This is a genomic window from Gemmatimonadales bacterium (assembly GCA_036279355.1).
GTDB lineage: Bacteria > Gemmatimonadota > Gemmatimonadetes > Gemmatimonadales > GWC2-71-9 > DASQPE01.
Window position 1 is genome coordinate 38,996 of sequence record DASUJH010000049.1, and the last position, 25,329, is coordinate 64,324.

At 72.0% G+C, this 25,329-nt stretch carries 21 protein-coding genes; 9 read left to right on the forward strand and 12 right to left on the reverse strand.

Annotated features, from left to right (window positions below; translation table 11 throughout):
• Positions 1-2: 2 nt before the first annotated feature.
• Genes VFW66_12025 through VFW66_12040 form a run of 4 tightly spaced genes read left to right on the forward strand, consistent with a single transcriptional unit; the run spans position 3 to position 3,207 of the window.
• Complete coding sequence (locus VFW66_12025) at positions 3-680, forward strand: NTP transferase domain-containing protein (GenBank protein ID HEX5387424.1); 678 nt, start codon at positions 3-5, stop codon at positions 678-680.
• Positions 677-1,138, forward strand: a complete 462-nt coding sequence (locus tag VFW66_12030; GenBank protein ID HEX5387425.1) for a carbon monoxide dehydrogenase subunit G — start codon at positions 677-679, stop codon at positions 1,136-1,138. The genes VFW66_12025 and VFW66_12030 overlap by 4 nt, the downstream gene beginning before the upstream one ends.
• Positions 1,139-1,179: 41 nt before the next feature.
• The gene (locus VFW66_12035; protein ID HEX5387426.1) at positions 1,180-2,223 is read left to right on the forward strand and encodes a hypothetical protein; all 1,044 of its coding nucleotides are present in this window, start codon (positions 1,180-1,182) and stop codon (positions 2,221-2,223) included.
• Between the two features lie 15 nt (positions 2,224-2,238).
• On the forward strand, positions 2,239-3,207 hold the full coding sequence (locus VFW66_12040) for a MoxR family ATPase (protein ID HEX5387427.1): 969 nt from the start codon (positions 2,239-2,241) through the stop codon (positions 3,205-3,207).
• Here VFW66_12040 and VFW66_12045 read toward each other — a convergent pair.
• Complete coding sequence (locus tag VFW66_12045) at positions 3,108-3,779, reverse strand: HAD-IA family hydrolase (GenBank protein ID HEX5387428.1); 672 nt, start codon at positions 3,777-3,779, stop codon at positions 3,108-3,110. The genes VFW66_12040 and VFW66_12045 overlap by 100 nt on opposite strands.
• A gap of 10 nt (positions 3,780-3,789) precedes the next feature.
• Between VFW66_12045 and VFW66_12050 the strand changes: the two genes are divergently transcribed.
• The gene (locus tag VFW66_12050) at positions 3,790-4,911 is read left to right on the forward strand and encodes a VWA domain-containing protein (GenBank protein HEX5387429.1); all 1,122 of its coding nucleotides are present in this window, start codon (positions 3,790-3,792) and stop codon (positions 4,909-4,911) included.
• Between the two features lie 18 nt (positions 4,912-4,929).
• Here the strand turns inward: VFW66_12050 and VFW66_12055 are convergent, their stop codons facing one another.
• Positions 4,930-5,727 carry a divalent metal cation transporter gene (locus VFW66_12055; protein HEX5387430.1) on the reverse strand — a complete coding sequence of 266 codons (798 nt, stop codon included), beginning with the start codon at positions 5,725-5,727 and terminating at the stop codon, positions 4,930-4,932.
• Between the two features lie 389 nt (positions 5,728-6,116).
• On the opposite strand from VFW66_12055, the gene VFW66_12060 reads away from it, so the two are divergent.
• Entirely contained in the window at positions 6,117-7,166 is a 1,050-nt protein-coding gene (locus VFW66_12060; GenBank protein ID HEX5387431.1) for an XdhC/CoxI family protein, read from the forward strand.
• Between the two features lie 78 nt (positions 7,167-7,244).
• Here the strand turns inward: VFW66_12060 and VFW66_12065 are convergent, their stop codons facing one another.
• The gene (locus VFW66_12065) at positions 7,245-8,324 is read right to left on the reverse strand and encodes a hypothetical protein (protein ID HEX5387432.1); all 1,080 of its coding nucleotides are present in this window, start codon (positions 8,322-8,324) and stop codon (positions 7,245-7,247) included.
• Positions 8,325-8,504: 180 nt separating this feature from the next.
• Between VFW66_12065 and VFW66_12070 the strand changes: the two genes are divergently transcribed.
• Together VFW66_12070 and VFW66_12075 are read left to right on the forward strand one after the other, a co-directional pair.
• Positions 8,505-11,051: a serine/threonine-protein kinase gene (locus VFW66_12070; GenBank protein HEX5387433.1), complete on the forward strand. Its 2,547-nt coding sequence runs from the start codon at positions 8,505-8,507 to the stop codon at positions 11,049-11,051.
• 65 nt (positions 11,052-11,116) lie between these two features.
• Complete coding sequence (locus VFW66_12075; GenBank protein ID HEX5387434.1) at positions 11,117-12,403, forward strand: hypothetical protein; 1,287 nt, start codon at positions 11,117-11,119, stop codon at positions 12,401-12,403.
• A gap of 107 nt (positions 12,404-12,510) precedes the next feature.
• Here VFW66_12075 and VFW66_12080 read toward each other — a convergent pair whose 3' ends face one another.
• The 9 genes from VFW66_12080 to VFW66_12120 form a co-directional block, all read right to left on the reverse strand.
• On the reverse strand, positions 12,511-12,960 hold the full coding sequence (locus VFW66_12080) for a hypothetical protein (GenBank protein HEX5387435.1): 450 nt from the start codon (positions 12,958-12,960) through the stop codon (positions 12,511-12,513).
• Positions 12,960-14,438 (reverse strand): lyase family protein, encoded by a 1,479-nt coding sequence (locus VFW66_12085; GenBank protein HEX5387436.1) that lies wholly within the window; start codon positions 14,436-14,438, stop codon positions 12,960-12,962. The genes VFW66_12080 and VFW66_12085 overlap by 1 nt, the downstream gene beginning before the upstream one ends.
• On the reverse strand, positions 14,438-15,520 hold the full coding sequence (locus VFW66_12090) for a M20/M25/M40 family metallo-hydrolase (GenBank protein HEX5387437.1): 1,083 nt from the start codon (positions 15,518-15,520) through the stop codon (positions 14,438-14,440). The genes VFW66_12085 and VFW66_12090 overlap by 1 nt, the downstream gene beginning before the upstream one ends.
• Positions 15,510-16,445, reverse strand: coding sequence for an acetylglutamate kinase (gene argB / locus VFW66_12095; GenBank protein HEX5387438.1), 936 nt, complete (start codon positions 16,443-16,445; stop codon positions 15,510-15,512). Before argB ends, VFW66_12090 begins: the two co-directional genes overlap by 11 nt.
• A gap of 67 nt (positions 16,446-16,512) precedes the next feature.
• On the reverse strand, positions 16,513-17,556 hold the full coding sequence (locus VFW66_12100) for an N-acetylornithine carbamoyltransferase (protein ID HEX5387439.1): 1,044 nt from the start codon (positions 17,554-17,556) through the stop codon (positions 16,513-16,515).
• Positions 17,553-18,758, reverse strand: coding sequence for an aminotransferase class III-fold pyridoxal phosphate-dependent enzyme (locus VFW66_12105; GenBank protein ID HEX5387440.1), 1,206 nt, complete (start codon positions 18,756-18,758; stop codon positions 17,553-17,555). Before VFW66_12105 ends, VFW66_12100 begins: the two co-directional genes overlap by 4 nt.
• On the reverse strand, positions 18,752-19,840 hold the full coding sequence (gene argC / locus VFW66_12110) for an N-acetyl-gamma-glutamyl-phosphate reductase (protein HEX5387441.1): 1,089 nt from the start codon (positions 19,838-19,840) through the stop codon (positions 18,752-18,754). Before argC ends, VFW66_12105 begins: the two co-directional genes overlap by 7 nt.
• Entirely contained in the window at positions 19,837-20,955 is a 1,119-nt protein-coding gene (locus tag VFW66_12115) for a hypothetical protein (protein ID HEX5387442.1), read from the reverse strand. Before VFW66_12115 ends, argC begins: the two co-directional genes overlap by 4 nt.
• A gap of 1 nt (position 20,956) precedes the next feature.
• Positions 20,957-22,168, reverse strand: coding sequence for an argininosuccinate synthase domain-containing protein (locus VFW66_12120; GenBank protein HEX5387443.1), 1,212 nt, complete (start codon positions 22,166-22,168; stop codon positions 20,957-20,959).
• A 212-nt stretch (positions 22,169-22,380) separates the two neighbouring features.
• Between VFW66_12120 and VFW66_12125 the strand changes: the two genes are divergently transcribed.
• On the forward strand, positions 22,381-25,326 hold the full coding sequence (locus tag VFW66_12125) for a PAS domain S-box protein (GenBank protein ID HEX5387444.1): 2,946 nt from the start codon (positions 22,381-22,383) through the stop codon (positions 25,324-25,326).
• Positions 25,327-25,329: the final 3 nt, after the last annotated feature.

Genomic DNA, 25,329 nt, shown 5'->3' on the forward strand with positions numbered 1-25,329 from the left:
TCGTGCTCGCCGCGGGGCGGGGCGAGCGATTCGCCGGCGCAGCGCCCGCCGCCGGCGCGCAGCACGCGCCGGACGACAAACTCGCGGCGCCGCTCCGCGGGCGGCCTCTCCTGGCCCACGCGCTCGACGGCGTGCGCCGTGCCCGCGAGGCGGGCGCGCTCGCCGGCGGGTGCGTGGTCGTTCCCGCGCTCGGCGCGGCCGATACGCGTGGCGGCGGCGCCGAGCGCGCCCATGCCAAGCGCGCCGAGCTCGCCCGCGCAGCAGGCCTCGCGCCGGTCGAGAACCCCGATCCGTCCGCGGGGCTCGGCAGCTCGCTCCGCGTGGGGCTCGCATGGCTCGCGCGCACCATCGAGCCCGCCGGGCCCGCGGCGGCCGTCGTTTTTCTCGGTGACCAGCCGTCGGTGCGCGCGGACGTGGTGGCGCCGCTGGTCGATGCGTGGGGTCAGGGCCGCACACTCGCGGTGCGGCCGCGCTATGCCGATGCGCCAGACGAGCCGGGCCACCCGATGCTGGTCGACCGCTCGCTCTGGCCGCTTGCCTATGCGCTCGCGGGTGACGCGGGACTCGGCCCATTGCTCGCCGCGCGGGGGATACTGGTAAAGGTGGTGGACGTCGCCGGCCGGAACCCGGACATCGACACCCCGGCGGACCTGCTCAACCTCGAGGATCCTGGATCATGAAGCTGCAGTTCTCGGGCGCTCCGGAGATCGCGACCACTCGCCAGCACCTCTGGCAGCGCATGATGGACCCGCAGTTCGTGGCGGCCTCCGCGCCCGGGGTCGAATCGGTCGAGACGATAGATCCGACACACTTCAAGGTCGTCTCCGCGTTCGGCGTGGGCGCGATCAAGGTCCGCTTCCGGCTCGACGTGGAGCTGTTCGACGTCGTCGAGAAGGAGAGCGCCAAGATGCGCGCGCGCGGCAAGGCGCCGGGGTCCAACGTGGACGTGGTGGCGGGGATGGCCATCCGCGAGCTCGGCCCCAATCGCATGCAGCTCGAGTGGACCGCGGACAGCGACGTGAGCGGCACCATCGCGAGCGTCGGCGCGCGGTTGCTCGAGGGTACGGCACGCAAGCTGACCGAGCAGTTCTGGACCGACTTTGCCCGTCGGGTCCAGGCGGAATCCCCCGCGGCATAACGTTGCGGGCAGCACGTCTCACCGCCGTCGAGCTTGGCGCCATGCAGCCGCTCGAGCTCGACGGCGCCGTGTTGCTGGCCCCGGTGCGGGTCCCGGCGGGCACGCTGCCCAAGGGGCGCCGCCTCGACGCGGCCGGCGCCGCCGCGCTCATCGACGCGGCACGTGCCGGGGGTATCGCGCGCGCCGTACGCCTCGCGTGGCCCGATCCGGACGATCTGCACGAAGACGAAGCGGCCGAGCGGCTGGCGCTCGCGGCGGGCGGCGGGGGCATCGAGCTCAAACCGCCGCGTCAGAGCCGGCTCGACCTCGCGGCGGCGTGGGATGGCGTAGTGCGCGTGCGCGCCGGCGCGCTCCATCGGGTGAACGCGATCGATCCGCTCGAGGTGTTCACTCTCTACCAGGGCCAGTCGGTCGCGCGCGGGCAGGTGGTCTGCTCGGTCAAGGTGGCGCCGCACCTGGTGCCGGGGCGCGCGGTCGACGCGGGCGTAGCGATCGCGCGCGAGGAAGGCCCGCTGGTCGAGGTGCGGCCGTTTCGCCCGATGGAGGTCGGCGCCATCGCCGCCGAGGAGGCGATCACACCCGATGCGATCGAGCGGTTCGAGGCGGGGGCGCGAGCCAAGGTCGAGGCGCTCGGGTCCACGTTCAGCGGCACCATTGCCGTGCCCGACGGCGACCCGGCCCGCGCACGGGCGGGCGCACGGGCGGCGCTCATCATGCTCACGCTGGAGCGGCGGCTGCCCGTGGTACTCGTGGGCGGCGTGTCGGCCGGCGACCCGTTGTCTCCGTTCATCGCGGCGCTCGCTTCACTCGGCGGCGCGATGGTGCGGCGCGGCGTGCCGGCGCACCCCGGATCGATGATCTGGCTCGCGCGATTGAACGACACGCAGATCCTCGGCCTCCCCCAATGCGGCATGTTTACCATGGCCACCGCGGCCGATCTCGTGCTGCCGCGGCTTCTCACCGGCGAAATCCTCACGGCCGAGAGTCTGGCCGATCTGGGCCACGGCGGCCTGCTCTCGCGCGACATGCGCTTCCGCTTTCCGGCGTACGCCCGCGATCTCGCGTCGCCCTCGGGAGAGGCGTGACAATGGAGAGCCGAGATGGGTGAGCGCCGCAATACGGATGGCCGTGACGCCGCGAGCGACGGCGCCAAGGGGCCGATGACCATCGACCAGTTGCAGGCCGCCTTCGCCGCGCACGGCTACGTCGCCGACCGCGACCTCGCCACCGCGATCTTCCTGGCACTCGCGCTCGAGCGCCCGCTCCTGCTCGAAGGCGAAGCGGGCGTCGGCAAGACCGCCGTGGCGCAGACGCTGGCCCTGGCGCTCGGCGCCGAGCTGATCCGGCTGCAATGCTACGAGGGGATCGACATCGGCACCGCGGTGTACGAGTGGGACTACCCGCGGCAGATGCTCGAGATCCGCCTGCTCGAGGCGCGGGGCGAGGCCAAGTCGGCGGGGACGCGCAACATTTTCAGCGAGGAGTTCCTCATCCGCCGCCCCCTGCTCCGCGCGCTCGAGCCGCACGCGGTGCCGCCGGTGCTGCTCATCGACGAGGTCGACCGCGCGGACGAGGAGTTCGAGGCGTTTCTGCTGGAGCTCTTGAGCGACTTCGCGGTGACGATTCCCGAAATCGGCACCATCGCGGCCTCACGCCCGCCGCGCGTCATCCTCACGAGCAACCGCACACGCGAGGTGCACGACGCACTGAAGCGGCGCTGTCTCTATCACTGGATCGATTATCCCACCGCCGAGCGCGAGCGGGCCATTCTGCACGCGCGCCTGCCGCGGGTGCCGGAGCAGCTCGCGGCGGAGGTCGTCGCCTTCGTGCAGCGGCTCCGCACCGCCGATCTCACGAAGGTGCCCGGCATCGCGGAGACGCTCGACTGGGCGGCCGCGCTCACCGCGCTCGATGCCCGGCGGCTCGAGCCGGCCGAGGTCGAGCAGACCCTCGGCGTCCTGCTCAAGTATCAGGAGGACGTGAGTGCGATGCGGGGCGGTGCCGCGCGGACGATGCTGGCGGAGACGCAGGTGAGCACGCCGAGCGCCTCGAGGGAGTCGATGCGGTAGTCGGCCGCGGCAAGCTGGTCCGGACTGTACGTGCCGACGAGCGCAATCACCACCATGCCGCCCGCGCGCGCAGCTTCGACGCCGGGCGGCGCGTCCTCGATCACGACGCAGGCGGAAGCCGGCACCCCGAGCCGCTCGGCCGCGCGGAGGTAGCCTTCGGGGCTCGGCTTGCCGTGGCGCACGTCGTCCGCGCTCACGAGCACGGCGGGCAGCGGCAGCCCCGCGGCGCAGAGTCTGCGCCGCGCGCTCGTGGCGGAGCCCGAGGTCACCACGGCCCAGGTGCCGGGCGGAAGCGATCTGACGAGCGCGGCGGCGCCGGGCACCGCGTCGAGCACCGGATCGCTCTCGACCACCTGCTCGCGGAAGCGCGCGACCTCGGCCTCGGCGTTGAGCCGGGGTGCCGCGAGGCGGATCGTCTCGAGCGCGCGCCGGCCGTGGCAGACGCGGAGGAACGGCGCCGGATCGAGCCCGCGCCCAGCGGCCCACTCGCGCCACTGGCGCTCGATGTACGCGGTGGAATCCACCAGCACCCCATCGAGGTCGAAGAGCACCGCCGAACATTCGATTCGCATAGCTTTCGGTATGCCTCGCGATCTCGCCGACAACGCCGCCTTCTTCGGCCGGCTGCTCCGCCGCGCCGGCCTCGCTGTGGATCCCGACCAGAGTCGCCAATTCGTCCGGGCCATGTTGCTCGTCGGCCTGGATCGAAAACGGGACATCAAGGCGGCTGGGCGCGCGGTGTTCGCGCGCCGCAGCGAGGAGCGTGCCACGTACGACACGGCGTTCGAGCTGTTCTGGCGCCGCATGACGGACCCAGGCGGGGCCGGCAGTGCGCTGCCGAAGATCCGCCAGGGAGAGGCGCGGGAGACCGGCATCGACCTCGCGGGTGGCGAGGAGAGTGACACGGTCGAGCTCGTGGCGCCCGCCTCGGTACGCGCGCCGAGCGCGCGCGAGCAGCTCCGCGGCGCCGACTTCGCGAGCCTCACGGCGGACGAGGCGCGGGATGCGATGGCGATGGTCGCGGCGCTCCGTCCGCGGCTCCCACGCCGGCGCGCGAGGCGGAGCCGGGTCGCGGCACGTGGACACCGGCCGGCCGCGCGCCTCATGCTCCGGCGAAGCCTCGCCGCCGGCGGCGAAGCGCTCGCGTGGCGCTGGCTCCGCCGCCGCACCCGCCCGCGGCCGATCGTGCTCATCTGCGACGTCAGCGGATCGATGGAGCGCTACAGCCGGTTCGTGCTGCGGTTCGCGCACGCGTTGCAGCGCACCGGCGCGCCGGTCGAGGTGTTCGTCTTAGGCACCCGGCTCACGCGCATTACCCGGCAGCTCCGGGTGCGGAGTCCCGACCTGGCCCTCCGCCGCGTGGCCGACCGCGTGATCGATTGGAGCGGCGGCACCCGGATCGGCGAGAGTCTGCGGACGCTCAATCGCGCGTGGGTGCGGCGGACGATCCGGAGCGGCGCCGTGGTGCTCATCGTGTCGGACGGCTGGGAGCGCGGCGACGTGGACCTGCTCGCGCGCGAGATGGCGACGCTCCGTCGATCATGTCACCGATTGCTTTGGCTCGATCCGCTGGCGAGCCGTCCGGGGTTCGAGCCGGCGACGGCGGGGCTGCGCGCCGCGCTGCCGCACGTCGACGCGCTGGTGCCGTGCGCGTCGGTGGCATCGCTGGAAATGCTGGCGGAGCGGCTGCGGGCGATTCAATGAGCGTCAGACCGAGGGCGATTACCTGAACCAGGCAATCACCAGGCCTATGGTGGCTCCGAAGATCGCGAGCGTGGTGAGCCAGCCAAGGACGTTCATCGCCCTTCCGTTCACGTGCCGGCCCATTATGGCACGGCTGTTCGTCATCCGCATGATCAGCAACATCAGCGGGGGCGTCGAGAATCCCTGGACGATGCGATAACGGCCACCACCAACGACAGCGACTCCCGGTCGAACCGCAGCGTTGGCACCAGCGTTCCTCGCAGCGTGCTCGCGAGATCGGGTTTGGCGAGGATGGCCGAGCCGATGTACGCCAAGAGCGCGAGGGCGAGCCACCGGAAGATGTTCCGGATCAGGACGTACGATCCCCACAGCTGCAAGACCAGAATGACCAGTGCAATGGCAAATACGATCCATGGGGTCGGAAGCCGGAACGAGCAGGTTAAATGCTGCGGCCATCCCTCCGAGATCAGCGCCGGCTTCGATGGTATTCCCAATCACCGCCCCGATCAAAGCCGTATAGAGGACCCAGCGTGGGTAGTGGCGGCGGATCACCGCGAACAGCCCTTCACCGGCAACCTGCCCCAGCTTCGCCGAGAGATAGACCACCGCGAACATCATGGGAAAGATCGCGGGCGCGATCCATAAGAACGTCGGGCCCAGCTTGGCCCCGACCGTAGCGTAGGTCCCGATTGCCGATGGGTCGTCGTCCGCGGCCCCGGTAATGAGCCCAAGACCCAGCACCTGCAAGGCTCGGCGCGGCGGGCTGGAGCGGGAGGTTCGTCTCGTAGATGAGGAAGCGCCATCCCGAACGGACATCGGTCAGGCTTCGCGACGCCAAATGTCCGAGCTGCTCGTTTCGATCGAGGGGGAACTCATTCTGACCTCAGTGGTCCTGACTGACGGAAGCGAGCAAGAGCGAAGCGCTCACGCGCCCGACGGCTACGTACCGCAATCGCAGGTTGACGCTCGGTGACCAGCATCACCGGCGAGGTCGGGTGGAATACGCCCGCCGGGGTCGGTAGCTTTTCAAGCATCCTTGCACCCGGACCACGCTGTGCGCCACGAGTTCACCGCCGTCTACGAGCGCGAGAACGTATGGGTGATCGCCTACTGTCCCGAGGTGCCAGACGCCAACACGATTGCCTGCAGCCGATGTTCAAGTCGTTTGATCGGCACACATGACACCCATCGTGAGCTGATTCACCATGCGTGACCTCCTCACCGACTACGATCGCTTCGCCGCCGCCGGCCGCCCGTTCGGCCGCGCGGTGGTGACCCGTGTCTGGGGCTCGGCGCCGCGCGCCGCGGGCGCCTGCCTGCTCGCCTCGGCCGACGGACAGATCGCGGGATCGGTCTCCGGTGGCTGCGTCGAATCCGCCACCGCGCTCGAGGTGGCGGCCGCCATCGAGCGCGGCACACCCAAGCTCGTGACCTACGGCGTGAGCGACGAGCGCGCGTGGGAAGTGGGACTCGCGTGCGGCGGCACGATCAGCGTGCTGGTGGAGCCGAGCGTGCGCCCCGAGGTGGCAGCGGCAGCGCAAGGTGCGGGCGGGGTCGTGATCGCCACGGTGGTCGAGGGCGCGGGGACGGGGACGTCGCTCGTCGTGCGCGACGACGGCAGACTCGAGGGCAACCTGACCGACGGCATCGACCGCGAGGCCGTGCGCCTCGCCGCGCAGGACGCGCTCGCGCGCGAAGCGAGCGCCACGATCGAGCTGCCGGCGCCGGGCGGCACCGCACGGATTTTTCTGGAAGTTTTTCCCCGAAGCCCCAAGCTCGTGATCTTCGGCGGGGTGCACATCGCCGCGGCGCTGGTGCCGCTCGCCAAGGCGCTCGGTTACTCCACCGTGGTGGCCGATGGCCGCGAGGCGTTCCTCGGCCGAGATCGATTCCCCGACGCCGACGAGCTGGTGCTCGCGTGGCCCGCGGAGGCGTTCGCGCGGATCGGGCTCGACCGCGCCACCTACGTGTGCGTCCTCTCGCACGACCCCAAGTTCGACGAGCCGGCCCTCGAAACGGCGCTCCGCTCGGACGCCGCGTACGTCGGCGCCATCGGATCGGCCAAGACGCAAAAGGCCCGGCGCGAGCGGCTCGCCGCCGCGGGCATCACCAACCAGCAGCTCGCACGTCTGCACGGGCCGATCGGTCTGGACCTGGGCGGACGGCAACCGGCGGAGACGGCGCTCGCAATTCTGGCTGAGATGACGGCGGTGAGGTATGGCGGACAGGCGGTCAGGCGGACCGGCGGTCAGTAGGCAACGCGGGAGCGGTCCGGCCCCCTCCGCGAACTCGTCAGCCGTTCCGACCGCCTGACCGCCTGACCGTCTGTCCGCCTACTCGTCGCAGACCGGGACGGCTTCCTTGTTCGCAGTCCGGCTATCGGCCGCGCTCGCCGGCTTTTCCTTTACCTCGCCGGCCCAGATCACGCAGCTGTGCCCCGGCCACTCATCGTAGGTGGCCTCGGCCGACCAGCCCTGTGCGTCGGCCGAGAGGATGCGGAGCATGACCCCGGGATGCCAGGCGTAGTGGAGCGACATCGGGTCGATGCGGATGGCGTAGATGCCCTGCATGGCGTGGTGGGCGCGCTGTGACAGCACGAGCTTCACGAGGTCGTGCCGCATGAGCGTCGCCGCGCCGCGCGCGAGACTCGCCCGGGCCGAGTCGCGCAGGAGCAGCTCGGGATAGGCGACCCAGTGGCCGGGGCTGCCGGTGGCCGGGCTGCAGTTGGCCACGCCGGCCTTGCCGTCATCCACGCGGCCGGCGGCGGCGCCCGAATGCGGCACCGCGCCCATGTACATCGTGCAGACCCGATCGGGCTGCGCGGTGTCGCGCGCGACGGCGGCCCAGCCCCACTTCGAGGCCCAGATCATGTTCACGCTCGCGCCGGGTTCGGGCGCGTAGCCCAGGCTCTCCGGGTCGGCGGTGTAGGTGCGCCCAATGGCAAAGAGCCCCGCCTCGAGCGAGCGAAGGTGCAGCAGCGTCGAGTGGAGGTCGGCCGGTGGCAGCGTCTGAAGTCCGCGGCCGCGCCGCGAGCGCGCGGCGCGCGAGGACGGCGGCGGCGGATCGGCCGGATCGGCCGAAGTGCGTGACGAGCGATGGCTCGCCGCGCGAAGGGCAAAATGGGGCGCCGCATCGGTGCTGGAGTGGGCCGACGCATCGTTCCACACCGAGGGGTCCACGGCGGCCATCGCCAGCTGGGTCGAGTCCGCCGCCGGCGGGGCCAGGTCCCGTGCGGCAGCCGAGGGCGGCCCGCCAAACCAGCCGGCATCGAGCGAGCGCGGCTCGCCGCCGCAGGCGACGAGCACGGTGGCACTCACCGCGCCAAGCACCGCCACGAGGCGGCGGACGCGCCACGTTTGCGGGCCGCGCGCATACCGCTCGATCTCGGGGACGAATCGCTCGCCGACCGCCATACCGGACCGCCTCCGTCTCACGCAACCGTGGGAGTTGAAAGTTCATCCTACATCCCGAATACGGTCCGCGCCAGACGGCCCGGTGTCGAGTTTCCGCCACAGGAGAACTCGGCCGCCGCGACCTGCGGCCGATGGGCTATCGCCATGCTATTATAGAACGTTCCCGCATCCGAGGCCGTAGTGAGCGACGCGCTCGTCAGCGATACCATCGAGCGACTCCGTCTGACGCTGGCTGACCGATACGCGGTCGACCGGGAGGTCGGCCGCGGCGGCATGGCCACGGTCTTCCTCGCCCACGATCTCCGCCACGACCGCCGGGTGGCGATCAAGGTCCTGCGTCCCGAGCTTTCCGCGTCCCTCGGGGCCGGGCGGTTCCACCGCGAGATCGAGATCGCCGCCCGCTTGCAGCATCCGAACGTCCTGGCGCTCTACGACTCGGGCGATGCGGACGGCCTGCTCTACTACGTCATGCCGTTCGTCGAGGGCGAGTCGCTCCGAGACCGGGTGGACCGGGAGAAGCAGCTCCCGCTCGAGGACGCCATCCGGCTCATCCGCGAGGCGGCCGACGCGCTGGGCTACGCCCACGCCCACGACATCATCCATCGCGACATCAAGCCCGAAAACATCCTGCTCTCCGACGGCCACGCGCTGGTGGCCGACTTCGGCATCGCACGCGCGGTGACCGCCGCGGGCGGCCAGAAGCTCACCGAGACGGGGATGGCGGTGGGCACGCCGTACTACATGAGCCCTGAGCAGGGGATGGGCACCGACCAGGTGGACGCCCGGAGCGACGTGTACAGCCTGGGCTGCGTGCTCTATGAGCTGCTCGCGGGCCAGCCGCCGTTCACGGGCCCGAACCCGATGGCGGTGCTCGCCCGCCATTCGCTCGAGGCGGTGCCGAGCCTGCAGATCGTGCGGCAGACGGTGCCGGACGAGGTCGAGGCGATCATCGTGAAGGCGCTGGAGAAGACGCCGGCGGACCGATTCCGCAGCATGCAGGAGTTCTCCGAGTCGCTGCGCGACGCGGACTACTCCCGGGTCACCCGGCGCACGACGGCGCGGATGATCCCGACCGTCGAGCTGCCCGTCACGAAGCCGCCGGAGCGACGCCGGGTCACGCCGCTCCGCATCGCGCTCGCCGCGCTGGTGGTGGCACTCCTGGCTGGCGGCGGATACGCGGCCTTGCGCGCGCGTCACGCCGCGGCGGCCGCACCGGCGGCGCCGGCGCTCGATCCCAATCGCATTGCGGTGCTCTACTTCCACGACCAGAGCGGCACCGACTCGCTCCAGTACCTGGCCGACGGCCTCACGGACGCGCTCATCCACGAGCTGAGTCAGGTGAAAGTGCTCCGGGTCATCTCGCGGAACGGCGTTGCGCCCTACCGAAAGGCCGACGTGGCGCCGGACAGCATCGCGCGGGCGCTCAAAGTGGGGACGATCGTCTCGGGAACGGTGGCGCAGTCGGCCGGACGGCTCCGGGTGAACGTGGCGCTGGTGAATCCGGCGACGGGCGAAGAAATCGGAAGCAAGACGATCGAGCGGCCGCGGGCGGAGCTGTTCGCGCTGCAGGACGAGCTGTCGCGCGATGTCTCGCAATTCCTGAGGCAGCGGCTGGGCCGCGAAGTCGCCGCGCTCGAGAGCCGGGCCGGCACGCGTGACGTGGCCGCGTGGGAGCTGGTGCAGCAGGCGCAGCACCTCACCGACGCGGCCGATTCCCTGGCGGGCGCAGGCGACTCGGCGGCGACCGAAGACCGGTTGCGCCGCGCCGATTCGCTGCTCGCTCGCGCGCAAAGCGCCGACGAAAGCTGGATCACGCCGGTCGTGGCGCGCGGTTGGCTTGCGTACAAACATACCCGGCTCTCCGGCGCGATCGAGCGGACGTACTACGACACCTGGTTCACCCGCGGGCTGGATTTCGCTCAGCGCGCCCTCACGATGCAGCCGAAAGACGCGGACGCGCTCGAGCTCCGCGGCACGCTGCGCTATTGGCGCTGGATCCTGAACCTCGCCCCCGGCGCGGAGGCGGCCAAGCTGTTTTCCGACGCGGAGGCGGACTTCCGCGCCTCAGTGGCGGCGAATCCCGCGCAGGCCGGCGCCTGGAACGCGCTCAGCCATCTCCTCATGGCCAAGTCGGAGACGGCCGAAGGCAAGCTCGCGGCGCTCCGCGCGTACGAGGCGGACCCGTATCTCACGAATGCGAACGCGACGGTGTGGCGGCTGTTCCAGGCATCGCTCGACCTCGAGGACGGCCCCGAGGCAAACCGCTGGTGCCAGGAAGGGCAGCGGCGCTTCCCGGGCGACGCCCGGTTCGCCGCGTGCCAGCTCTGGCTGTTTGCGCTCAAGGACACCCGCCCCGACATTCCGAAGGCGTGGAAGCTGGCGGACGAATACGTGCAGTTGAGCCCCGCCGATCTCAAGCCCTACCGGAAGCTCGAGGGAGGGATGCTGGTGGCCATCGCGCTCGCGCGCGCGGGCCTCGCCGACAGCGCGCGGGCCGTGGCCATCCATTCCCGTGGCGACGCCACGGTCGATCAGACCCGCGACCTCCTCTACATCGAGGCGATCGCCCGCAACATCCTGGGCGACCGGGACGACACGATCCGCCTGCTCCAGACCTGGGTGGCCACCAACCCCCAGCGGCAGGAATCGATCGCCAAGGACCAGTCCTGGTACTTCCGCAACCTGGTGAACGACCCCAGGTACAAGGCGCTCGCGGGCGGAAGCTGAGGGAGGTCCCGGGCCGCGCACTGGCGCAAACCGCGCTCCGCGGCCATTTTCGGGCACCTCAAACGATGGAATTCTCGATGCTCCGCCGCCTCTGGTTCGCCCCGGGTCTCCTGGTGCTCGGCCTCGCCGCATGCAGTGAAGGCGATCGGCCAGCGCCCACCGCGCCCGGCTCGCCCAACCTCCTCATCGCCGCCGGCACGACGCTCACCTGCGATGCCACGTTCAGATCGATCAAGAGCTTGGCGGGCAAGGAGTTCGTGACGCCCGAGCAGCAGACGGCGGGAGACATAATCAAGCGGATGCAGGCCGGGTTCGCGGCAAGCGGCAAGGCGGGGGCGACGGGCCCCGGGTTCGAGCTGCTGACACTCCTCGCGAACACGGTGGACGCGGGCCACCAGGCAGGCGGCACCGACCTCGGCTCGGACCTCGCCAACCAGACGCTTTCGTGCATGGACGTCTCGATCACCCAGGCGATCGACTTCCGCACGCCGCTCGACCCGACCAAGGATGGCGCGTTCGAGGTGCGCGGAGCCACGGCGGTGCCGGTCGTAACACGGCAGGGCGGCTCGGCGATCGGCATCAAGCCCGGTTCCAACAGCTCGTGGTCCGCGGCGCTCGGCGTATCGCAGGCGGTGATCTACGCCCAGCCGAACTCGGCGGTGGTGAACGGCATCATCGGCTCGGCGTTCGATTGGGCCACCGCCCCCCTCGTCACCACGCTGGCCAGCCGCACGCTGGTCCTCGGCATCTGCCAGGAAAGCTCGAAGTCGCTGTTGCAGGAAGACGCGGCTATCGTGCAGTTCGAAGATGCGGGCTTTCTCGAGACGACCCCCGACCAGAACGGGCGGAAGCTCTGCGGGACGACGCTCGGGGCCGCGGACGGCTTCTCGTCGCCGCTCGCCTTCCTGGGACGCATGCTCGCCCCCGAGCCGGCGTACGCCGCCGTGCTCAACCCGGGCGGCACCGGCGGACTGGGCAAGGGTTTCAGCACATTCGAGGTGGTGGACGCGGGCAACCTGCAGCTCGCCTACACCCAGGAGCCGGTGGATGGCACGACGAGCACCAACTTTACGATCAAGCTCAAGGCCACAGCGTCGAACACCGGCGCGCCGATCGAGGGCGTAGTCGTCACGGTATCAGTGGCGGGAAACAAGGGGAGCTTCACGGTGATGCCCGCCACGCCCAGCGGAACGACGGGCACGGACGGCGTGGCCTCGATCACGCTGCAGATCGACAAGCCCGGCGGCTACACGCTCACGGGCACCACCACCGGCATCGTCAACGCGGGAAGCATTCGGAATTATCCGCCGGTAACGGCCACGTCGGACCTGTTCAACCTCCAGTTCCCCTGACCGACGCGCGCCGCCGGTGGCTGCGGCGAAGGGCGAAACGCGAAGGGCGGCCAACTGGGCCGCCCTTCGTCGTTCCGGGTTCGGGCGCTCTGCGGCCGCGGCGGGCGTCAGCGGCCGGCGAGCCGCCGAACGTTCGAGGCCACGCGCCGCTGCGCCTTGGCATCCCCCACCGCGACAAAGATCGTGTCGTCGCCCGCGATGGTCCCCACCACCTCCGGCCACGCGAGCCGGTCCATCGCCACCGCGACCCGGTTGGCCTCGCCCGGCGCGGTGTGCACCACCAGCAGATTTTCCCCCACCGGATCCACGGCAAGCGCGCCCTCGGCGATGCGTTGCTCGTCCGGGTCAGTTGCCGTCGCCGCGGCCCGCGCCGCGCGGCGGTAGGCGCCGTCCACCTTCACCAGCCGGAGCGACGCGATGTCCCGGCTCACGGACGACTGGGTGACGTCCCAGCCCTCCGCGTTCAGGATATCGGCCAGCTCCTCCTGCGTCGGCACGGCGCGGGTGCTGATGATCTCGAGGATGCGCAGGTGGCGCTTCCGTCGCTCGACGGTCATCAAGCCCTCCGGGCGCGGCGCGCAAGCGCGGCGCCCGCGCGAGCAGGACGCCCGCGCGGCCGCACGCGGCCCGCGAGCCGCGCCATGGCCGCATCGAACTTGCGCCGCTCGCGCGCGCCCCACGCCCGCGCACGCCGGAGCCGCGCGCGCACGGCCGGCAGCGCCAGGTTGCCGAGCCCGCCGCTCGAGCGCCGCCGCGCGATGAGGCGCCGCGCGGGCGGCGCGGCAAATTCTTCGCCGCGCGCGAGCGCCGCCTTCACCTCGCGATAGGCCGCGCGAAACGGGCGCCCCGCCTCGACCCGGCGCATCACCTCGTCGGTGGCGAGCGCGCCGCCGTCGAGCGCCGCCGCCGCGCGCGCCCGGTCGACGCCGACGCGCGGCAGCGCCAGCGCCATCATGTCGAGCATCGCCTCCGCGCGGTCGAGGCCGCGCATGAGCGGCTCCTTCAGGAGCTGGAAGTCGCGGTGATAGCCACCGGGGAGGCGGGCCTTGAGCTGGAGCACGGCGACGAGATCGGCATCGAGCGCGGCGGCGCGGCCGCGGGTGAGCTCGAAGAGATCGGGGTTCCGTTTGTGCGGCATGATGCTCGAGCCGGTCGCCAATTCCGCCGGCAGCACCAGATACCCGAACTCCTCCGCGCTCGAGAGCACGAGGTCCTGCGCCAGCTTGCTCAGCTCGTGGCCGAGCTGGCTGCACCAGAAGAGCGCGGCGGCCTCGAGTTTGCCGCGGCCGTTCTGCGTCGCGGTGACGGCGTGGTCCACGCTGCCGAAGCCCAGCGCGCGTGCGGTGGCTTCGCGCCGGAGCGGAAGCGGCACGCCGTAACCCGCCGCACTGCCGAGCGGCGAGCGGTCCACCGCGGTCCAGAGCGCGGGCAGCGCTTCGGCCGTGTCGAGAAGACCCTCGGCGTAGCCCAGCGCCCACGCGCCCACGGACGACGGCATCGCGCGGCGCTGATGGGTGTAGCCCGGCCAGAGCACGGCGCGGTGCCGTGCGGCAAAGTCGACCAGCGCCTGAGCAAGGTCGAGCGCCGCCGAGTGCAGCGTGAGCAGGCGGTCCTTGAGATAAAGCCGGAGGTCGCAGGCGATCTGGTCGTTGCGCGAGCGGCCGGTGTGGAGCCGCTCGCCCGCGCCGGGCGCGCGGCGGGTGAGCCAGTCTTCGACCGCCGTGTGGACATCCTCGTGCGCGGGGCCAACTGCGAGCCTGCCGCGCTCCGCCGCGGTGAGTGCGGCGCGGAGCCCTGCGCGGAGGCGGCGCGCGTCCGCGTCGGAGATGATGCGCGAGGCGCGGAGTCCCTCGACGTGACCGAGGCTGCCGAGGAGGTCCCAGCGAAGCAGGCGCGCATCCCAGACGCGGTCTTCGTCCGCGGTGTAGGAGAGCACGCGGACTGCGAGCCCGGAGCCGGCGCCGTCGCCACCCCAGAGCGTCCGCGCCCGCCTTCGCGTTGCTGGCGCGCGCCGCGCGGCCCGCGCGCGCCGCATCAGCCGGTGCCCTCCAGATATGCCCGCGCCACCGCGGCGTAGAACGCGCGCGCCTCGGTCACCTCGGGCAGGTCCACGTACTCGTCGGGCGTGTGCGAGCGGCGACTCGTGCCGGGGCCGCACTTGACGGCGTCGGCGTGACGGACGAAGACCCAGTCGGAGCAGGTCGGACTGCCGAACCGCCGGCCCTGGGGCCGCACCCGCTCGGCCGCCGCGAGGAGGCGCGAGCCCGCCGGCGTTTCGCACGGCACCAGCCGCTCCGAGGTCACCACCACCTCCGATTCGAGCGCGCCCCGCATCCGCTCGGCCAGCTCGGCATGGGTCCAGGCGGGCGTGCTCCGCACGTCGAGCACCGCGCGCGCGGTGGGCGGAGTGACGTTCCGGCTCACACCGGCCTCGAGCATCGTGGGCGTGGCGCTAGCGACACCGAGGGTGGCATGCGCGCGATCGTCGAAGAGCCGGTCGAGCCGGATGAGGTCGCGCGCGAGGGCAAGCGCGGCGTTGGTGAACGCGCCGCCGGCTCCATCGTCGCCCGCGTACCCCGCGTGGCGCTGGTCGCCACGCGCGACGAGATCCACCATCATGAGCCCGCGCTGCGCCACGGCGATGTCGAGGTTGGTGGGCTCGCCCACGATTGCCGCGTCGATGCTGCCGGTGCGCCCGACGGCCTGCTCCATCGACGTGTGCCTGGTCTCCTCGCCGTAGCCCAGAATCACGAGCAGCCGGCCGGCCGCTGGAGCGGGCCCCGCGGCGAGATCGCGCGCGGCAAAGAGCATGGCGGCCACCGACGCCTTGGCGTCGCCCGAGCCGCGGCCGTAGAGACGCTCGCCCTCGACGGTCGGGACGAACGGATCGCGGGTCCAGCTGGCGCCGGGCGGTACGGTATCGAGGTGGGAGACGAACGCGAGGGTCGGCCCGGGCGCGCGGCCGCGCACGTCGATGCGCACCGACGTCTCGTCGCGCACCGCGTCCAGTCCCCAGCCGCACGCGGTGCGCTCGATGAAGCCGGCTATCGCCTCCTCGGTGCCGCTCACCGAGGGAATCGCCACCAGCTCCGCGAGCAGGGCGATCTCATCCCGCAAGGTCCACCCCGATGTACGTCGCCTTCTCCTTGCGGCCCACGATCATCGTGCCGCAGCCGGCGCCGGTAAATACCTCGAGCAGGAGCGCGTCGGGCGCGCGGCCGTTCACGATGTGGGTGCGCTCGACGCCGCTCGTCGCGGCGCGGATGCACGCCTCCACCTTGGGCCGCATGCCGCCCGCGAGCGCGCCGCTCGCCATGAGCCCGGCGAGATCGTCGGGATCGGCGAAGGTGACGAGGGTGGAGGGATCGTTCCGGTCGCGCAGCACGCCGGGGGCGCCGGTGAGAAAGATGAGCTTCTGCGCGCCGAGCGCCACGGCGAGCGCCTCGGCCACGGTGTCGCCGTTCACGTTGTACACCGCGCCGTCCTCGTCTCCCGCAAGGCAGGCGACCACGGGGACGAACCGCGCGCCCATGAGCGTCGTGAGGATGCGCGGGTCCACCCGATCGATGTCGCCCACGTGGCCGTAGTCCACCTCGCGCGAGCGGCCATCGTCGTCCACCGCCGCGACGCGCGGCCGGCGGTGCGCGGTGATGAGATCGGCGTCGACGCCCGAGAGCCCGACCGCCTGCACCCGGTGCGCGCGGAGCGCGGCGAGGAGATCGACGTTGAGCGAGCCCGCGTACACCATCTTGGCCACCTCGAGCGCCGCGTCGTCGGTGACGCGGCGTCCGGCCACCATCACGGGCTCGTGGCCGAGCCTCCGGCTCAGCGCGGTGGCCTGCGGGCCCCCGCCGTGCACCACGACGATCCGGATGCTGAGCGACGAGAGCAGGGCGAGCTGCGCCGAGACCTGGTCGCGCACGCCGGGATCGCCCAGCACGTCGCCGCCCAGCTTCACGACGAACACCTGGTCGCGGTACGCGCGGACATAGTTGAGGGCGCCCTTGAGGCCGGCGATGCCCTTCGTGGTATCGATGGTCATTCGGGCTCCGTGATGGGGCGGACAGGCGGTCGGGCGGTCGGGCGGTCGCTGACTCCGATGCGGTGGATCACCGACTGCCGGACCGCCCGACCGCCGGTCCGTCCCCTATCAGCTCCAGCAACAACGCCCGCTGTACGTGCAGGCGGTTCTCCGCCTCGTCGATCACCGCGGAGTTGGGGCCGTCGAGGACGGCGTCGTCGATCTCCACGTTGCGGCGGACCGGCAGGCAGTGCATCACGATCCCGCGGCCGCCGCGGGTGGAGCGCAGGCGGCTCTCGGTGACTCGCCAGTCGCGGAGCGACGCGCGGAGTGCCTGCTCTTCGGCGGGATGGCCGAACAGCTTCACCGAGCCCCACGACTTGGCGTACACCGCGTCGGCGCCGACCAGTGCCTCGTCCGGGTCATTGATGATGTGCACGAACTCGCCGCCGCGTTCCTGCGCGATGCGGCGAACGAGCGCGGTGTCCTCCGGGTCCAGCTCGTAACCGTCGGGCCGCGCTATCACGACCTCCATGCCGAGCCACGCGGCGGCGATGGCGGCGCTGGCGGGCACGGCGGTGGGAAGCGCCTTCGGGTGCCAGGCCCAGGTGAGCACGAAGCGCTTGCCCTCGGTGGTGCCGAGGCGCTCGCGCAGCGTGAGTGCGTCGGCCACGCCCTGACAGGGATGGCGGCGGCTTGACTCGAGGTTGATGACGGGCACATCGGCGTAGCGGGCGAAGTCCCGGATCACGGCATCCCGCCGGGCGACCGACCAGTCGCCGCCGCGGGGAAAGGAGCGGACGGCGAGCGCGTCGGCGTAGCGGCTCAGCACGCGCGCCGCCTCGGCGATGTGCTCGACGGTGGCGCCGTCCATCACGGCGCCCGGCTCCGTCTCGAGGCTCCAGCTCCCCTTCCCCGGCTCGAGCACCATGGCATGGCCGCCGTGCAGGAACATCGCGGCCTCGAAGCTGGCGCGGGTACGGAGGCTCGGGTCGAGGAAGATCATCGCCAGGAGCTTGCGCTCGAGCCCGCCCGTGATCTCGCCGCGCTTCACGCGTGCGGCGAGGGCGAGAAGCGCGTCGATCGCCTCGGGGCTCCAGTCCTCCATGGCGAGGAAGTCGCGCTTGGTCACGAGGAGGTCGGTGCGGGCGCGGGGGTGGCGGGGGCGGCGCCCGGTGCCGAGATCGAGTCGGCGCTTGTGCTGAGCACGTCTCCCAGCGCGGCGAGCAGCAGCGCGGCCTCGTCGCGCGTGAACGAAAGCGGCGGCATGAGGCGCAGGACTTCGGGGTCGGTCGCCGTGCCGGTGAGGACCCGGTGCGCGAACAGTGCGCGCTGCACCGGCTGCGCCGGCCGGCCGAGCCTCAAGCCCAGGAGCAGCCCGCGCCCCGTCACCGCGGGAACGCCGAGCGCCAGCGCGCCGCGGCGGATCTCCTCGCCCACGTCCAGCGCGTTTTCGATGAGCCGCTCGCGATCGATCACCTCGAGTGTCGCGAGCGCGGCGGCGCACGGCACCGGGCCGCCGCCGAACGTGCTGCCCAAATCGCCGGGCGCCACCCGCTCGCCGACGGCGCCGCTCACGAGCACGGCGCCGATCGGAAGCCCAGAGCCCAGGCCCTTGGCGAGTGTGAGCAGGTCGGGGGTAACGCCGTAGGCTTCCGCCGCGGTGAATGCGCCCGAGCGGCCGACGCCGCATTGAATTTCGTCGAAGATGAGGAGCGCGCCGTGCGCGTCGCACGCGGCGCGCGCGGCTTCGAGAAACTCGAGCGAGCAGTCGCGCGCGCCGGCCATGCCCTGCACCGGCTCCACGATCAGCGCGGCGACGGTCTCGTCCACCGAAGGCTCGAGCGCCGCCACGTCGTCGAACGGCACCTTGCGCGAGAGCGGCACGCCGGCGCGGCGCGCGCCGTCCTCGTAGCGGGCGCCGTCGGTCACCGCGAGCAACGCCGCGGTGCGGCCGTGCCAGCCGCCGCGCACCGAGACGACGGCCTGCCGGCCGGTGTGGCGCCGGGCGATGCCGAGGGCGTTCTCGTTGGCTTCCGCGCCGGAGTTGCAGAAGAAGAGGCGCGCATCATTCAGCGGCACGCGCGCGGCGAGCGCGGCCGCCAGGCGCTCGCGGTTGGGATACGGGAGCGCGGTCGAATAGAAGAGAAGCGTCGCGGCCTGCTCGGCAATGGCGCGCACCACGTGCGGGTGCGAGTGGCCGGTCGCGGCGACGGCGTGGCCGCCGTAGGCGTCGAGCCACTCGTTGCCGTCGGCGTCGACGAGCCAGGAGCCGCGGCCGGAGACCGGCTGGAGCGGCATCGGCGCGTAGCCGGGGAGCAGGGCGCTCAGCACGGAAAGATTCCTCCGCCGAGCAGTCCGGCCGTCTCCGGCAATGCCAGTGCCAGATTCATCGCCTGCAGCGCCTGGCCGCCGGCGCCCTTCACCAGGTTGTCGATCGCGACCATCACCTGAATCTCCCGGCGGTCGGGTGACTCGGCGACGTGGATCAGCGCGTAGTTGGTGCCCACCGCGTGGGTGAGCTCGGGTGGCTGGTCGAGCAGGCGCACGAAGGGGCGGCCGGCGTAGGCCCGGGCGAATAGCTCGGCGGCGCTCGCGTCGGCGTGCCCGGCGTCGGCGTGCCCGGCGTCGGCGGCGCCGGCTGCGGCGGTCCGTGCGGCGTCGCCGAGATCGCGCCAGGCGTGCAGCGTGAGATAGATGCCGCGCACGAACGGGCCCGAGTGGGTCATGAGGCGCGCGTCGGCGTCAGCGCGGCCGGTCCACTCGCGCCAGCGGAGCAGCACCTCGGCCTCGTGCCGGTGTCCCAGCACCGAGTAGGCGAAGAGATTGTGCGCCCGCATCGGATGATGCGTCGTGGCCTTGGGCTGCACGCCCGCGCCGCTCGAGCCGGTGACAGCAAAGAGCGCGGGCGGCGCCGCGAGCGGCACGCCCGCAAGCGGAAAGAGCGCCAGCGCCGCGGCCGTCGCAAAGCAACCGGGCGCCGCGATCGCGCGCGCACCGCGGAGCCGCTCGCCCAGCACGTCCGCCAAGCCGTAGGTGAAGCAGGGTGCCAACCCGGGCGCCGCGTGCCGCCCATAGAACCGCTCGTAGAGCTTCATGTCCGCCACGCGGAAATCGGCCGCGAGATCCACCACCAGGCCGGGCCCGGCATCGAGCACCTCGCCCGCGATGCGCGACGACTCGCCGTGCTCGAGGCAAAGGAAGACGACGTCGCGTTGACTCGCCGCCTCGGCGGCCTCGAGCCCCGCGAACCGCGCGTCGGTGCGCGTCGCAAGCGCCGGATGCGCATCCGCGATGGGTCGTCCGGCCTGGCTCCGACTGGTGGCGAGACACTCCGTCACGGCAGGATGGTCGAGGATCAGGCGCAGCAGCTCTCCGCCGACGTAGCCGGCCGCACCGATCACCGCGACTTTCATCGCGCCGCAGGCGCGCCAGAGGCGGTTAGGGCGGGAGAGGCGGTCACGTCCTCCCCTGCCGTCCACTTGCTCACCGCTTGTCTCACCGTCGCCACCAGCGCGTCCGCCTCGCGCCGCGCGTTGTGCGCGGCGACTCCCAGCTCGGCCGTCACGTACACCTTACCGACTTCGTTGTCCGTCGCGGGCCCCGTAATCGCTGTCACCTGGAGACCGTACTCCCTGCTCATCAACTCCACCGCTCCCCAACACGCCACCGGATCCGGTGCCGCCATGACGTACGCCGCGCCGACAGCGGTCAGCTCCCGGTCGCTCAGAATGTCCTGCACTCCGTACTCGCCCAGGATGCCGTCGCCCAGCTCGGCCACGATCAGGTCGGGGTGATGGGTGGCGAGCCGGTTGAAGATGCCCTTGGCCGTCGTCACGGTGACGCCCGCGTGCGTGCTCGCGATGCCGATGTCGTTGAAGGTGAGCGCCGCGACGGCGCCGGCATCCTGCATCGAGAGCGCATCGCGCATGAGCGAGACGCCGGTGAGCTTGGCGGCGGCGACGCGGAGCCCCGCGCGCGTGAGCCCGCGCACCAGCTCCGTCGCCGCCACCGTCTTGCCGGCGTTCATGCAGGTGCCCGCGACGTACACGACGGGCACGTTGCACTCGAGCCGATCGGCGGGCGGCACCGCGAGGTCGCGGATGTGCGCCGGCCGGCCCACCCGGTCGCCCAGGGCGGGAAAGGTGAGCACCGCGCCCAGCACTTCGGCGCGGAACGGCGGGCCGATCTCCGGGTTCACCGAGGTACAGCGGCCGAGGATGCCGCCCAGGTTCAGCACGTCGATCGTGTCGCCCACGGCGATGGTAGAAGGAACGACCCCGGCGTATCCGCGCAGCGCTCGGCGGGTGCCGAGCGTGCCGGCCAGGACGTCGCCGGCGCGGAGCGAAAGCATGCGGCCGGTCACGTCCTCGACGGTGTTGTACGTCGACTTGTCCTCCAGGATCCGCGCAGCGAGCACATAGCCCTCGGCCGCGATGATCTGGTCGCCCACGATCACTTCCGGCGCCAGGTGCGCGTTGCGGGTGGAGGACGCGATGCGGGTGAGCCGCACCCGCGTGGTGACGACCATGTCAGCTCCTTTGCGCGTCTGCGTGCGCGTTCGCGCGCGCGGCGAGCAGCGAGGGGATGGCGGCGACGCGCGCGAAGGCGCGGGCCTCGTCGCCGGTCCAGAGCCGGTGCTCCTCGCCGTAGGTGGCGACCGAGCGGTCCAGCATCGAGTGAGGGCTGCGGGCGCCCACGACGTGGAAGCGGCCGGGCGCGAGCCGCACGCGGGTTTCGCCGGCCACGCGCGACTGCGAGCTCGTGATCAGTGCTTCGATGTCGCGCAGCGCCGGGTCGAAGTACTGGCCCTCGTGCAGCCGGTCGCCGTAGAAGCGGGCGAGGTGGTCCTTCCAGAAGCTCTGCCAGCGGGTGAGCACGAGCTTCTCGAGCTCGCGGTGCGCGCCGATCAGCACGAGCGCCGCGCCCGCCTCGAACCCGATGCGTCCCTTGATGCCGAGCGCCGTTTCGCCCACGTGGATGCCGCGGCCGATGCCGTAGGCGTGGGTGAGCTCGCCGAGCCGCTCGACCAGCGCGGCGCCGGCCAGCGGCTCGCCGCCGAGCGCGCACGGAAGCCCGGCGCTCCAGGTGAGGACGATCTCGCGCGCGGGCGGCGCGTCAGCGGGCGGCTCGAGCAATTCGTCGGGTGGGCCGGCCCAGGTGTCGTGGGTCCAGCCACCGCCCCAGGTGGTGCCCCAGAGCCCGCGATTGATGGAATAGGCGCCCGCTTTCTCGGGGACGGGGAGCCCGCGCGCCTCGAGATACGCGATGGCGCGGTCGCGGGTGAGACCGAGGTCGCGGATGGGGGTGACGATCTCGAGCTCGGGCGCCAGCACGCGGAGCGCCACGTCGAAGCGCACCTGGTCGTTGCCCGCGCCGGTCGAACCGTGGGCCACGGCACGCGCGCCGATGCTCCGCGCCACCTCGGCCACGGAGAGCGCCTGCTGGGTTCGCTCCGCCGCCACGCTCAAGGGGTAAACCTCGCCCCGCAGCACGTTGCCCTGGACGAGGAAGCGGACGAAGCGGTCGAACACCTCGACGCGCGCATCCACCTCGTGGTGCCGCGCGGCGCCGACGGCGTGGGCCTGCGCCGCGATGGCGGCGCGCTCCGCCGGGGTGGCGCCGCCGGTGTGCACGTAGACGGTGTGCACGGTCCAGCCGTCTTCGGCGAGGCGGGGGACGCAGAAGCTGGTGTCGAGGCCGCCGGAGAAGGCGAGGGCGATGGCGCCGCGGGCGGATTGCATAGTGCATAATCATGCAACGCCTTTGCCGGGTGCGCAAGACACGCCGCGGACGCGCGCGGCCCCGGCCCGGCCCACACGAGCCGGGTGCTTGCATGTGCCGTCCCCCTCCGCAATGTTGCAACCCGTGTCCGCCGGAAGGCGGAGCCGACCAACGCCTTCATATCTCCGCCCCGCGCGCCCATGCCGCGCGAGACCGCGGGGAGAGCGATCATATGGACCCGACACGGCCCGCTCACGCCGAGGTGTGGCCTTCCGGCCAGACCCGTGTGCTCGAGCTCATGGTACAGGACGCCGAACTGGCGGATGTGCTGACCGCGTTGCTGGAGCTGGTCGAACGCCAGTCCGGCTCCGGCCTGCTCACCTCCATTCTGCTGCTCGATCCGGACGGCCGGCACCTGCGCCACGGTGCGGCGCCGAGCCTGCCGCAGGCATACAACGAGGCGATCGATGGCCTGACGGTCGGGCCCTCGGCCGCATCCTGCGGCACGGCCGCATTCCTCAAGCAGCCGGTCTACGTCACCCACATCGCCACCGACCCGCGGTGGTCCGACTTCCGGGCGCTCGCGGCCGAGCACGGGCTTCGGGCCTGCTGGTCCATCCCGATCCTCTCGCGGAAGGGCGAGGTGCTGGGCACCTTTGCGCTGTACTACCGTGAGGCCCGCGACCTGGCCGCGGAGGACGAACGGCTCATCGCATTCGCGATCCGTACCGCCGCCATCGCGATCGAGCGGGAGCGCGCCGAGCTGGCGCTCCGGGAGAGCGCGGAGCGGCTTGGCCTGGCGCTCGAGATCGGCCGGCTCGGCTCGTTCGACTACGAGCCGGCCACCGGCGCACTCATCTTCTCCGACACCTGCAGGGCGCAATTCGGGCTCGCGGCGGACGCGGCGGTCTCGCTCGATCTGATCGTCGGCATGGTCCACCCCGACGATCGCGAGCAGATGACGGGGGGTGTGGAGGCTGCCTTCGCGGGGCGGGGCGAATGCGAATCGGAGTACCGCATCTTCCGCCCCGACGGGAACCTCCACTGGATCCACGCGCGCGCGCGGGTGGTGGAGGCGGCCGGCAAGGCACCGCGCCTAGTCGGAGTCAAGGTCAATGTCACGGCGCAGAAGCGGCTCGAGCTCGCGCAGCGGCGACTGCTCGAGTGCAGCCGGGGGGAACGCTCGCGTTTCTTCCCGAGTCTCGTGTGCGCGCTCGCCGAGACCCTGGGCGTGCGCGCGGCGCTGGTCGCAGAGGCGGTGAGCGGCACGCCGCTCAGGGAACGCGTCCTCGCCCTCTGGGACGCCGGCGCGCCGGCCGAGCCGTTCGAGTACGACGTGGTCGGAACCGTGTGCCAGGACGTGATCGCGCACGGCATGCAGTTCGTGCGGAGCGGCGTGAACGAGCGCTTTCCGGGCTCGCGCTGGATCGCCGAGCGCGGCATCACCGCCTACATGGGCACGCGCCTGTGCGCATCCGACGGCCGGGTATTGGGGCTCCTGATCGCGATGCACGACCGCGCCATCGACGAGACCGGCCGTCCCGAGGCCCTGCTCCAGCTCTTTGCGGGGCACGCCGAGGCGGAGCTCGAGCGGGTGCAGCGCGAGGCCGCCCTCGCCGAAAGCGAGGCCCGCCTCCGCGCCATGGCCGAATCGTCGCCGCTCGGCATCTTCGTGATGGACGCTTCAGGCGATTGCACCTACGTCAATGCGACGTATCAGCGCATTTCCGGACTCACGATGGACGAGGCACGCGGGAAAGGCTGGAGCGGCGCCATCCACCCGGACGACCGCGAGCGGGTCTTTGGGACGTGGTACGAGACGGCCGGACGCGGGCAGCCGTTCGAAAGCGAGCACCGCTTCTGTCCCGCGGGCGGCGAAACCGTGTGGACGCGGGTCAACGCGGCGCCGATCCTGAGCGGCGGCGCGCTCGCGGGCTTCGTCGGTACGGTCGAAGACATCACCCACCGCCGGCACACCGAGGAGCGGCTGCGGCAGGCCGATCGGATGGAGGCGGTGGGCCAGCTCGCCGGCGGGATCGCGCACGAAGCCAACAACCAGATGAGCGTCGTGCTCGGCTGCGCCGAGTTTCTGCTCAGCCGTGACGACCTGCCGGAGCCGGTGCGGGAGGAGGTGGAGCACATGCGCAAGGCAGCCGAGCGGACGGCGGGCGTCACGGCGCAGCTCCTCGCCTTCAGCCGCCGCCAGGTGCTCCAGCCGCAGACACTCGACCTTGTCGCACTGGTGAAGGGGCTCGCGCCGATCCTGCAGCGGACGCTTGGCGAGCACGCGGCGCTCGTGCTCGAGCTGGGTGGCGCGCCGGTCGCCATCAAGGCCGATCCGGGCCGGCTCGAGCAGGTGCTGCTGAACCTCACGCTCAACGCGCGCGACGCGATGGCCGAGTCGCCGGCTGAGGGGCGGCGGCACCGGCTCACCATCGTGGCCGGGGCGGTCGAGCTGTCGGCTGCGGACGTGGCCCGGATGCAGGGAATGAGGGCGCCACCGGGCCCGTACGCGGCGCTCGTCGTGACCGACACCGGTGCGGGTATGGAGCCGGAGACGCTGAGCCACGCGTTCGAGCCGTTCTTCACGACCAAGGGCGTCGGCCACGGCAGCGGGCTCGGCCTCGCCACCGTGTACGGGATCGTGAAACAGAGCGGCGGGTACGTCTCGGTGTGCAGCGAGCCGGGCCGGGGAACGACGTTCGCGATCTACCTGCCGCTCACGGCGGAGGCGGCGGCGCCGGTGCCGGCCACCGCTCCGGCCGGGCCGGACCACCGGGGCGACGTGGCGCTCGTGGTGGAGGACGATCCCCTGGTGCGGCAGATCGTGCGCAGGGCGCTTGCCGAGCGGGGCTATGCGGTGCTCGAAGCCGCGGACGGCGAGGCGGCGCTCGAGCTGCTCCGGAAGCGCGGCGATGGAGTGCACGTCGTGGTGACCGACGTGGCGATGCCGGGCATGAGCGGGCGCGAGCTGGCGGGCCGGGCGAGCAGCATCGCGCCGGCCGTGCCGGTGCTCTTCATGTCGGGCTACGCCGACGCCGACATGGCCGAGCGCGGCTGGCTCGATGCCGGCCAGCCGTTCCTGCAGAAGCCGTTTGCGCCGGGGGAGCTGGTGCGGCGGGTGGAGGAGCTGGTAACGTCGCGAAGGTCGCGGGCGCACACAGCGACGATTGCGTGAGCC